We start from the raw sequence: 733 nt of genomic DNA, 5'->3' as shown, positions 1-733 counted from the left end.
TCCATCACCGTCAAGATACGGAACCTTCAGGATGCAGCGAAAGTGTCGGATAGGAAATCCAGAGACCAGTGCTCGCCGGGTCTCAAAGCCTTGGGCATCGGTGTCCGCGATCCACGCTCCCGTTTCCGCCCCCTTCGTCGTCTGACGGCCAGTTTCTCTTCTGTGCACAAGCGATAGAGCTTCTTCTGGTTCATGACGCGTCCTTCGCGTTCTCGCGTGACGCCGATCCAGCGGTAGCGAAATCGACGCCGTTTGGCCGCGGTATTCTTCATCTCCTTGCGGATGTCAGGACTGTCAAGCGGGCGATCGCGCCTGACAGTTTTAGGGTCGACACCAACCGGCCCTCACGCTCGCCGTTGCGAGATGTCATGATCCCGCATCGCCCTAAGCGCCGCATGTCATCGGCCTGTTGAAGTCGTCAATTCTTTCCCAACAGATCTCTCAGAACCACGTTGTCCAGCACCTGATCCGCGAACAGACCTGTTAGTTTGGTATTCTCATCCTCCAACGCCTTCACCTTGGCCGCACCAGAGACTTCCATGCCACCATACCTGGATGTGAACTTGCTTAATGTGCCCCGACCCCGACCATGCTTGCATCACATCTCCGCCGTCAGCATACCCACCTCCTGTTCTTAGGTTTTTTCCGGTGATCTGCGCTTCTAAAAAACAGCTCTTTCGCATCCGCTTGACCCCTCAAGAGGTTGCGCAAACTCCAAATTAGAACAAGGGAA

Annotated in this window: 1 pseudogene; it reads right to left on the bottom strand. The window is 55.5% G+C overall.

Annotated features, from left to right (window positions below):
* Positions 1–29: 29 nt before the first annotated feature.
* Positions 30–683, bottom strand: a pseudogene (locus ACR0DG_RS21450) (IS3 family transposase); the annotation flags it as partial.
* Positions 684–733 lie beyond the last annotated feature (50 nt).

The sequence above is a fragment of the Ruegeria sp. BG8 genome (genome assembly GCF_056538325.1).
Note: the sequence above shows the minus strand (reverse complement) of the source record. Positions and strands in the feature narration are given on the sequence as shown.